Origin of the sequence: Mycobacterium sp. (assembly GCF_049683935.1) — a bacterium.
Taxonomy (GTDB): Bacteria; Actinomycetota; Actinomycetes; order Mycobacteriales; family Mycobacteriaceae; genus Mycobacterium.
Genome location: NZ_JBAUJR010000314.1, coordinates 1 through 9669, shown reverse-complemented (window position 1 = coordinate 9669; position 9669 = coordinate 1). Strand labels below are relative to the sequence as shown.

General features: G+C 67.4%; 9 protein-coding genes, 1 tRNA gene and 1 other RNA gene. 6 read left to right on the top strand and 5 right to left on the bottom strand.

Translation table 11 applies throughout. The features are described from left to right. From WA965_RS18640 to ffs, 3 genes are all read right to left on the bottom strand, one after another. On the bottom strand, window positions 1–1276 hold a 1276-nt coding region (locus WA965_RS18640), incomplete at its 3' end, for a DNA polymerase III subunits gamma/tau (protein WP_526447911.1). 26 nt (window positions 1277–1302) lie between these two features. After that, window positions 1303–2601: an aspartate aminotransferase type Ic gene (locus WA965_RS18635; protein WP_526295320.1), complete on the bottom strand. Its 1299-nt coding sequence runs from the start codon at window positions 2599–2601 to the stop codon at window positions 1303–1305. 38 nt (window positions 2602–2639) lie between these two features. Then, window positions 2640–2734: signal recognition particle sRNA small type (ffs, locus tag WA965_RS18630), an RNA gene on the bottom strand. Window positions 2735–2827: 93 nt separating this feature from the next. On the opposite strand from ffs, the gene WA965_RS18625 reads away from it, so the two are divergent. The 6 genes from WA965_RS18625 (at window position 2828) to WA965_RS18600 (ending at window position 7573) form a co-directional block, all read left to right on the top strand. Next, window positions 2828–2913: transfer RNA gene (locus tag WA965_RS18625), tRNA-Ser, on the top strand. A 71-nt stretch (window positions 2914–2984) separates the two neighbouring features. Next, window positions 2985–3794 carry a lipid uptake coordinator LucA gene (lucA, locus tag WA965_RS18620; RefSeq protein ID WP_526295318.1) on the top strand — a complete coding sequence of 270 codons (810 nt, stop codon included), beginning with the start codon at window positions 2985–2987 and terminating at the stop codon, window positions 3792–3794. 46 nt (window positions 3795–3840) lie between these two features. Further along, window positions 3841–4860 carry a S1C family serine protease gene (locus WA965_RS18615; RefSeq protein ID WP_526295316.1) on the top strand — a complete coding sequence of 340 codons (1020 nt, stop codon included), beginning with the start codon at window positions 3841–3843 and terminating at the stop codon, window positions 4858–4860. A gap of 45 nt (window positions 4861–4905) precedes the next feature. Continuing rightward, window positions 4906–5976 (top strand): NAD(P)H-dependent amine dehydrogenase family protein, encoded by a 1071-nt coding sequence (locus WA965_RS18610; RefSeq protein WP_526295314.1) that lies wholly within the window; start codon window positions 4906–4908, stop codon window positions 5974–5976. A gap of 55 nt (window positions 5977–6031) precedes the next feature. Continuing rightward, window positions 6032–6904, top strand: coding sequence for an EamA family transporter (locus WA965_RS18605; protein WP_526295312.1), 873 nt, complete (start codon window positions 6032–6034; stop codon window positions 6902–6904). A gap of 27 nt (window positions 6905–6931) precedes the next feature. Continuing rightward, complete coding sequence (locus WA965_RS18600) at window positions 6932–7573, top strand: GNAT family N-acetyltransferase (protein WP_526295310.1); 642 nt, start codon at window positions 6932–6934, stop codon at window positions 7571–7573. Here WA965_RS18600 and WA965_RS18595 read toward each other — a convergent pair. Both WA965_RS18595 and WA965_RS18590 read right to left on the bottom strand, forming a co-directional pair. Further along, window positions 7570–8847, bottom strand: coding sequence for an HNH endonuclease signature motif containing protein (locus WA965_RS18595; protein ID WP_526295308.1), 1278 nt, complete (start codon window positions 8845–8847; stop codon window positions 7570–7572). The genes WA965_RS18600 and WA965_RS18595 overlap by 4 nt on opposite strands. Before the next feature lie 68 nt (window positions 8848–8915). Further along, a partial coding sequence (locus WA965_RS18590) for a thioesterase II family protein (RefSeq protein ID WP_526447909.1) occupies window positions 8916–9669 on the bottom strand: 754 nt, incomplete at its 5' end.

The window sequence follows — 9669 nt, the reverse complement described above, 5'->3', positions numbered from 1 at the left end:
CAACAGGCGCTGGCGCGACGGGCTTGGGTGTCGGCTCGGGCTCCGGGGCGGCCTTGGTCTTGCGAACGAATTGTTTCGGAGGCGCGAGGGCGGCACTGACCTGCTCGCCGGCGGGAATCGACATGTCGAGCCGGGTCTCGATGCGTTCAACCCGCTGCAGCAGCGCGGATTCGGTGTCACTGGCGGACGGCAACAACAGCCGGGCGCACACCACCTCGAGCAGCAACCGCGGGGCGGTCGCTCCGCGCATCTCTCCCAGTCCGGCGTGCACCACTTCGGCGTAGCGGGTCAGGGTGGCCATGCCGACCCGGGCCGACTGGTCACGCATCCGCTCCAACACGTCCTCGGCTCCGTCGACGACTCCCCGGGCGACCGCGTCGGGCACCGCCTGTAGCACGATCAGGTCGCGGAACCTCTCGAGCAGATCGGTGGCGAACCTGCGCGGGTCGTGGCCGGCGTCGATGACGCCCTCCACCGCGCCGAACAGCGCAGCGGCGTCGCCGGCGGCCAACGCGTCGATCGCATCGTCGATCAGGGCGAGGTCGGTCGCGCCCAGCAGTGACAGCGCCCGCTGGTAGGCGACGTGGTTGCCGTCGGCCCCGGCCAGCAGCTGGTCGAGCACACTCAGCGTGTCCCGGGGTGACCCCCCGCCGGCGCGGATGACCAGCGGGAACACCGCGTCGTCGACGTCGACGTCCTCCGAAGCGATGATCTTCTCGATCAGGGTGCGCATCGTCTTGGGCGCCAGCAGCCGGAACGGGTAGTGGTGGGTACGCGACCGGATGGTCGGCAGCACCTTCTCCGGTTCGGTGGTGGCGAACACGAAGATCAGGTGTTCGGGTGGCTCCTCGACGATCTTGAGCAGGGCGTTGAAACCCGCCGTGGTGACCATGTGGGCCTCGTCGACGATGAAGATGCGGTAGCGCGACTGTGCGGGCGCATAGAAGGCCCGGTCCCGCAGTTCGCGGGTGTCGTCGACACCGCCGTGGCTGGCGGCGTCGAGTTCGACGACGTCGACGTTGCCGGGACCGTTGGGCGCCAGCGCGACGCAGGAATCGCAGACGCCGCACGGCGTGGAAGTCGGCCCCTGCTCGCAGTTCAGCGAGCGCGCGAGGATCCGCGCCGAGGATGTCTTGCCACAGCCACGCGGGCCCGAGAACAGATAGGCGTGGTTGATCCGCCCGGAGTTCAGCGCTGTCGACAGCGGCTCGGTGACGTGTTCCTGGCCGACGACTTCAGCGAAGCTCGCCGGTCGGTACTTGCGGTATAGAGCCACGGGAGCAGGCTACCCAGCCCGACCGACTACTTGTCGGCCAGCAGTGCTTCGGTGGCCGACAGCAGTGCGCACGTGGCGAGCCCGTCGATGGCCGCACGCACATCGGCCTCGGCGGGAAACGTGGGTGCAATCCGGATGTTCTTGTCCTCCGGGTCATTTCGATACGGGAACGACGCGCCCGCCTCGGTGACCGCGATGCCCGCGTCCTTGGCCAGTGCCACGGTCCGCTTGGCTGTGCCCGGAACGATGTCGAGGCTGATGAAGTAGCCACCCTTCGGATCGGTCCAGGACGCGATCTTGGAGTCACCCAGGCGGTCCTCGAGGATCTCCAGCACCAGCGCGAACTTCGGGGCCAGTAACTCCTGGTGGCGCTGCATGTGCAGGCGCACCCCGTCGGCATCACCGAAGAACCGCGCGTGCCGCAGTTGATTGAGTTTGTCGGGTCCGATCGATTTCTTCCCGGCGTGCTGCAGGTACCAGGCGATGTTGCCCAGCGAACCGCCCAGGAAGCTGACGCCGCCTCCGGCGAAGGTGATCTTCGACGTAGAGGCGAAGACCAGCGGCCGGTTCGGATGGTTCGCCGCAGCGGCCAGGCCCAGCACGTCGACCTGGCGGACGAAGTCATGGGTGAGCGTGTGCACCGGGTACGCGTTGTCCCACAGGAGCCGGAAATCGCTTGCGGCCGTTTCCATCTGCACCAACCGGCGGACTGTCTCCCAGGAATAGGTGACACCCGTCGGGTTGGAGTACACCGGCACCGACCACATGCCCTTGATCGCCGGATCCGCGGCGACGAGTTCCTCGATCAGATCGACGTCCGGTCCCTCCTCACCCATCGGCACCGGGATCATCTCGATGCCCAGGCTCTCGGTGATCGCGAAGTGCCGGTCATAACCCGGCGAGGGGCACAGGAACTTGACGCCCGGTCCGTCCCGGAGCTCGTCGATCCACGGCCGCGGCGAGTCGACGCCGCCGTGCAGCAACGAGAACACCACGACGTCGTGCATGAACTCGAGGCTGGCGTTGTTGCCGGCGATCAGGTTGGGCACCGGGATGCCGAGCAACTCGCCGAAGATGGCGCGCAGTTCCGGCAGGCCGTGCAGGCCGCCGTAGTTGCGGGTGTCGATGCCGTCGGCGTCGCGAAACGCGTCGCGTCCACCCCCGGGAAGCTCGAGCAACGCGTTGGAGAGGTCGAGTTGCGCCGGTGACGGCTTACCGCGGGTCAGGTCGAGGTGGAGCGCTTTGGCCTGCAGGTCGGCGTAGTTGCGCTTCTGCAGATCGTGCTGCGCGAGCAGTTCGTCTCGGCCCAGCGACTGAAACGACACTGCTCGCCTTTCACCGTGGTCCATCGAATCTCTGAAACGTAAGGGGACCCCGCGCACCCGCCAGAGCCCATTGACCCTTGCTGCCTTCCGGCCCTGGGGGAGTTCACAGGATAGACGCCGCGCGGGGTCCAACGAGAGTGTAGTACCCGCGCCGAACCGATCTGCCGCCGAGCGACGGCCGAGCAGATTTGTGGGGCCTGCAGGGGGGTCGGCTACCATGGCCGACGGAGGATTCGCCTAGTGGCCTATGGCGCTCGCCTGGAACGCGGGTTGGGTTAATAGCCCTCAGGGGTTCAAATCCCCTATCCTCCGCACTCAGCCTGGGATGCGACCGGCTGGCCGACAGCACGGTCGCATCCCGGGCAACAAGATCGAGGAGGGGTATGGGCCGCACCGCCGCGGTGATCTGGCACGCGTCGTTTTCCTTTGCCGCCGGTGTCCTCTACTTCTTCTTCGTGCTGCCTCGCACGTCGGAGCTGCTCGGCGAGACTTCTCCCACGCTGGGAACCGCGCTTCGCATCGTGACCGGCGCCCTGATCGGGCTGGCGGCGTTGCCGGTCGTGTTCACGCTGCTGCGCACCCGTCGCCCCGAGTTCGGCACTCCGCAGATGGCGCTGACCCTGCGGACGTCATCGATCGGGCTGCATGTACTGGCGGGTGTACTGATCATCGGCGCCGCGATCAGCGAGATCTGGCTCTCTCTCGACTCCGCGGGTCAATGGCTGTTCGGGATCTACGGCGCGGCGGCGGCCCTCGCGTTGCTCGGGGTGTTCGCTTTTTATCTGTCGTTCGTGGCCGAAATGCCGCCGCCACCGCCGAAACCGTTGAAGGTCAAGGAGCGCAAGAGCCGGCGCGGCCGCAAGAGCGAGACCGACGACTCAGAAGCAACTGACGAGACAGACGAGACCGACGCAACCGAGCCGGAAACGGCCGAAGTCACCGAATCGTCAGCAAACGCCGAATCGTCGGCTGACGTCGAGGCCACCGAGGACGTTCCCGCTCCGACGGCCGATACCGGCGACGACGCCGGGTCTGCAGACAAAGCGAGCCCGACCTCGGGGGATGCCAACGGGGACGCATCCGACGAGCCTTCCGGTCACAGCGGCACACTGCAGAATCGGCGTCCGACCGGTAAGGGAACCGTGTTGGGCAGGCGCAAGAGGACTCGTGGCGGCGTCGCAGTCGAGGACTGAGCAGACCCCGTCACATCGACAGCAGCCGACGGCGCGGCCACTATTGATGGGTATGGGCCTGTTTCCCCCGCTTCGTCTCCTGATCGCACTGGCTGCGGTCGTGGCTCTGGTCGCCCCTGTGGCGCCTGCTGCCGCCCAGCCTGGCGATCCGCTCGCCGCGGCGGCACAGGCGGAAGCGTCGGTGGTGCGCATCGACACCAGAGTCGACTACCAGGGTGTCATCGGTCTCGGGACCGGCATCGTGCTGGATCCCGGCGGTCAGGTCCTGACCAACTTCCACGTCGTTCAGGGCGCCGACCAGATCACCGGAACCGTCGGCGGCCGCTCGTACCCGGCAACTCTCGTCGGTTACGACCGCGGACGCGACATCGCGGTCCTGCAACTCCTCGGGGCGGCGGGGCTACCGCCCGCGGCCATCGGCGACGCGAACGTGCTGGTGCCGGGTGAACCCGTCGTGGCGCTCGGCAACGCGATGGGCAGCGACGGACCGCTCACCCGCGAGGTCGGCACCGTCACCGGATTCGGTCGGACGGTCAACGCCGAGGACACTCTGACCGGCACCTCCGACGAGCTGACGGGCCTTCTGGAGTTCGCCGCACCGGTGCGCGCGGGAGATTCGGGCGGTCCCGTGGTCAACGGCGCCGGTCAGGTCGTCGGGGTGACCACGGCCGCGTCGGTGAACTTCCGGATGGGTCCCGGCGGAAAAGGCTTCGCGATCCCCATCAACGACGCGATGAGCGTCGCCGGCCAGATCCGGGCCGGGGTCCGCTCCGACACTGTCCATATCGGCCCGCCGGTGCTGCTCGGTGTGGGTGTGCGTACCGCGCCGCGGGATCAGCCGGGTGTCCTCATCCAGGAGGTCATGATCGGTGGGCCCGCCGACCTGGCCGGATTGGTGGCCGGTGACATCGTCGTCGCCCTGGACGGGACCAGGCTGGACTCGACGAACACGTTGACCTCGGTGCTCGACCGGCACTATCCGGGCGATGTCCTCGAGGTTGTGTGGATCGACGGCGACGGGCAGATGCGCACGGGCAGCGCGTTCCTGACCCCCGGCGTCAATTGACCCAATCTCTTCGGTCTGCGGGCTCCGGAACCCTATGCTGAGCGAGTGCCCAACAATTCGCCCTATCGGGTCGTCCAGTGGACGACGGGAAACGTCGGAAAGAGCTCGGTCGCCGCGATAGCGAGCAACCCGACCCTGGAACTGGTCGGCTGTTATGCGTGGTCCGACGACAAGTCGGGCCGTGACGTCGGCGAACTGGTCGGAATCGAACCGCTCGGGGTCTCCGCCACCAATGACGTGGACGCGTTGCTGGCGCTCAAGCCCGATGTGGTGGTCTACAACCCGATGTGGAACGACGTCGACGAGTTGGTCCGCATCCTCGAATCGGGTGTCAACGTCGTGGCGTCGGCATCGTTCATCACCGGGCACAATCTGGGCGACGATCGGCAGAAGCTCGCCGACGCGTGCGAGCGCGGCGGGTCGACGTTGTTCGGCTCCGGCGTCAGCCCCGGCTTCGCCGAGATGCTCGCCATCGTGGCGGGCACTGCGTGCGACCGTATCGACAAGATCACCATCGCCGAGTCCGCCGACACCACCCTCTACGACTCCCCCGAGACCGAGCGGCCCGTCGGTTTCGACATGGCCATCGATGATCCTGAGTTGCCGCCGATGGCTGCGAAGGGGACCGCGGTGTTCGCCGAAGCGGTGCGACTGGTCGCAGACGCTCTCGGCATCGAGCTCGACGAGATCACCTGCGTGTCCGAATACGCCCAGACGACAGAGGATCTTCCGATGGCGTCGTGGACCATCAACGCCGGACGTGTGGCGGGCGTCTTCGCCAGCTGGCAGGGAATCGTCAACGGCAAGACAGTCATCGACATCAACGTCCGCTGGAAGAAGGGCCAGACCCTCGAGCCGGACTGGCAGCTCGACGGCGACGGCTGGAAGATCACCATCGACGGTAGGCCGACGGTCAACATGACGGTCGGCTTCCTACCGCCGGCGGACATGATCGAGAACGCCAAGACGCTCGAGGACTTCTTCGTCCTAGGCCACATCATGACCGCGCTGCCGCCGATCCACGCGATCCCGGCAGTCGTCGCCGCAGCGCCCGGGATCGCGACCTACAACGACCTGCCGATGCCCCTGCCGCGTGGCGTGATGCCCGTCGGCTGAGCTGCGTTCGAATATCTCAGTGGATTTCGGGGCGCTCATGCGCTGACATTGACCGGTGAGTACACGCGGATGGCTGCTGTTCGCCGCGATGAGCGTCATCTGGGGCATCCCGTACCTGCTTATCAAGGTCGCGGTCGAGAAAGTCTCGGTACCCGTCCTGGTGCTGGTGCGGACCGCGGTCGGTGCGCTGGTACTGATTCCGTTGACGCTGAGCCGCGCCATGTGGACTCCCGTCATCGCGCACTGGAAGCCGGTGGCGGGATTCGCGTTCTTCGAGATCATCGCCGCGTGGCTTCTGTTGACCAACGCCGAACGCCACATCTCCAGTTCGCTCACCGGTCTGCTCATCGCGGCCTCACCGATCGTGGCAGCGCTTCTTGATCGGCTCACCGGCGGCGAACACCGGCTGACGCCCCTTCGGCTGGCCGGACTCGGCGTCGGAATAGCGGGTGTCGCAGTGCTTGCCGGCCCCGCGCTGACCGGCGGGAGCGCATGGCCGGTGACCCAGGTGCTGATGGTGGCTGTCTGCTACGCGATCGCGCCGCTGATCGCCGCGCGTTACCTCGGTGACGTGCAGGCGTTGCCGCTGACGGCCGCCTGCCTCGGCCTGGCCGCGATCGTCTACGCGGGTCCCGCGGCGGCGACCTGGCCCGAGGAGGTGCCGTCACCTCGGGTCCTAGTGGCCCTCGCACTGCTCGCCGTGATCTGTACCGCGCTCGCGTTCATCGTGTTCTTCGCGCTGATCCGTGAGGTCGGCGCTGCGCGCGCGTTGGTCTTCACCTACGTCAACCCCGCGGTGGCGCTCGCCGCCGGTGTCATCGTGCTCAACGAACCGCTGACGCCCTGGCATCTGTTGGGCCTTGCACTGATCCTCACAGGCTCGGTGCTGGCGACCCGCCACACCGCAGCTGAAATTGTGTTGAAGTGACGTCCGGTCTGCGGTGACATGGGACCCATGCCTGCAGCACTCTGGCCGCTTCATGACCTCGTGGTGTCGACCCCGCGGCTGTCGCTGCGCTACCTCGACGACGAACTCGGCGAGCAGATCGCCCGGCTCGCTGCCGACGGCATCCACGATCCCGCGACGATGCCGTTCTCGGAGCCTTGGACGGACGTCGCACCGCCGGAACTGCAGTGGAATTCGTTGCGCTACTTCTGGCGCTGCCGAGCGGAAACCACCGTCGAGAGTTGGCATCTCAATTTCGCAGTGCTGGAGAGTGGTGATCCGGTCGGGGTCTGCACCGTCGATGGCAAGCAATTCCCGTCGACACGCACCGCAACCACCGGGTCGTGGCTGGGCCGCCGCTACCAGAGGCGCGGACTCGGGCGCGAAATGCGCCAGGCGGCACTGCATCTCATCTTCGCCGGGTTGCACGGCGAACGTGCGACAACCCGGGCGTGGCATGACAACATTGCTTCGTTAGGCGTGACGCGGTCGCTGCCCTACATCGAGGACGGCGCCACCCAGGAGCAGCGGCGCGGCAGAGCCGACACCATGCTGGCGTTCTCGATGACCCGCACACAATGGAAGACATTGCGCCGCAGGGATATCGAGATCAGCGGCCTGGCCCAGGTCCGAGACTTCCTCGGACTCTAGCTCGCCTGGTTGAGGGGCGGCGGTGGTGGTTCGGGTTGGTAGGGGTGGTACCACTTCCATTGGGCGCGTTCGCCGGTCGGTCCGGGGTAGGGGTCTACTGCTGGTGGGGGTGTCGTCGGGGGTCGGGCCAGGGAACGGTTGGTCAGTGGTCGGCCGGTCTGGTCGGTGACGACCAGCCGATCGGCGGGTCCGGTGATGGTGATCAGCCCGCGGTGATGGGCGCGGTGATGGTACGGGCAGACCAGCGCCAGGTTGCACAGCTCGGTGAGGCCGCCGTCCTCCCAGTGCCGCAGATGGTGGGCATGCAGTCCGCGGGTCGCCCCGCACCCGGGAACCACACAGGAGCGGTCGCGGTGTTCCAGCGCCCGGCGTAGCCGCCGGTTCACGGTGCGGGTGGCCCGCCCAGCACCGAGGACCTGTCCGTGGCGTTGGAACCACACCTCACAGGTCGCGTCGCACAGCAGGTACTGCCGGTCAGCGTCGGACAGCAGCGGTCCCAGGTGCAGCGAGGCGACGTGGGAGTCGGCGTCGACGTGGATCACCGCGGTGGTCCGCTGTCCGTGCGGGCGCCGGGCCACCTCGGCGTCCCAGGCCGTCTCGACCAAACTCATAAATGCATCGATGGTGGTAGGCAACGGCGGCGCCTGATCGGAGACGGGTTCGCCGCCGCCGTCGTCACCTGATCCGTGCGCGTGTTTCCAGTCGGCGACGAGCCCGTCGAGGTGGGTGCCCAGTGCGGCGTCGACCGTCGCGGCGTCGCTGTGCGGCAGCCGGATCCGGTAGGTGGTGTGCGTCTGATCGCTGGTCTTGCTGATCGACCGTTCGGGCTCCGGCGTGGGTTTGGGTGTGGGTCGCGGTGCCGCTCTGAAGGCGGTGCGTAGTTGGGTGACTGTCGCGCTCTCGGCGAGCAGGGCGTAGTGGTCGTCGGAGCCGTCGGCAGCGCGCTCAGCGATGACTCCGACCTGATCGAGGGAGAACCGGCCCTCACGGAGCGCGTCGAGGCAGCGCGGGAATTCCTCGACCCGTTCGGCGACGGTGACCAGGGTTTCGGCGTTGTGCGGGGAGGTGCCCAGTTTCCAGGCCACCAGCGAGGTCACGGTCTTGGCGCCGGTCGTCGACCACAGGCCGTCGCGGTCGATCTCGGCGACGATATCGACGATGCGCCCGTCGATCGCATTCCGCTGACCCGCCAGCTCAGAGAGTTCCTCGAACAGCACCTCCAGCCGCGCCCCCCGGGGCGGGCTGGGGATGAAACATGCTGCAGCCGAGGACATGACACCATCATCACAGACAGGTCCGACAAGTCCGGTCCGTCAAGGAGTCAGGCCAGGAAGCAGTGCGATCAGCCCGCGGTCCGCAACGTGGAGGCGATCACGTCGATGACCCGCTGGGCCTGCTTCTCGAGGAAGAAGTGTCCGCCGGTGAACATATGCACGTCGCCGCCCGCCGTCGTGTGCTCCAACCACGCCGCCGCCGCGGCCTCGCTGGTCTTCGGATCGTCGGTCGCCGACAGCACCACGACGGGTGCGCTGATCGTGACGTCGGTGCCCCGGTGGTACGCCTGCAGCGCGCGGTAGTCGTTTCGGAACGCAGGCAGGAACGTGTCCACAAGTTCCGGATTGTTGAGCACCCGTGGATCGGTGCCGCCGAGTTGGCGCATCACGTCGACCAGGCCGGTGTCGTCCTTGTACTCCCGCTCGTCGCCGTAGTGGCTCGGAGCGCGCGACCCCGACGCGAACACCGTGACCGCCTGCCGCCCCGCCGCCTCGAGTCGGCGGGTGACCTCGAATGCCAGCACCGCGCCCATGCTGTGGCCGAAGAACGCCGTCGGCGCCTCGGGCAGTGTGCCGACCGCGGTGTAGACCTGGTCGGCCATGTCTTCGATCGAGTCGACGAAAGGTTCTTTGTGGCGATCCTGTCGGCCCGGGTACTGCACGCTGTACACCTCGAATTCGGGAGCCAGCGCCGAGGACAAGGGGAAGTAGTAGCTCGCCGAGCCGCCGGCGTGCGGCAGGCAGATGAGCCGGGTGCGCGCGGCGGGCGCGGGATGGAAGGTGCGGATCCAGCGGCTGAGCTGCGGCGGCGTCGTCATGAGC

What these genes read in the sequence shown, in the direction of transcription:
- lucA (WP_526295318.1), top strand. Translation starts at nt 2,985, where the DNA reads ATGGGCCGCACCGCCGCGGTGATCTGGCACGCGTCGTTTTCCTTTGCC.
- WA965_RS18600 (WP_526295310.1), top strand. Translation starts at nt 6,932, where the DNA reads ATGCCTGCAGCACTCTGGCCGCTTCATGACCTCGTGGTGTCGACCCCG.
- WA965_RS18595 (WP_526295308.1), bottom strand. Translation starts at nt 8,847, where the DNA reads ATGTCCTCGGCTGCAGCATGTTTCATCCCCAGCCCGCCCCGGGGGGCG.
- WA965_RS18615 (WP_526295316.1), top strand. Translation starts at nt 3,841, where the DNA reads ATGGGTATGGGCCTGTTTCCCCCGCTTCGTCTCCTGATCGCACTGGCT.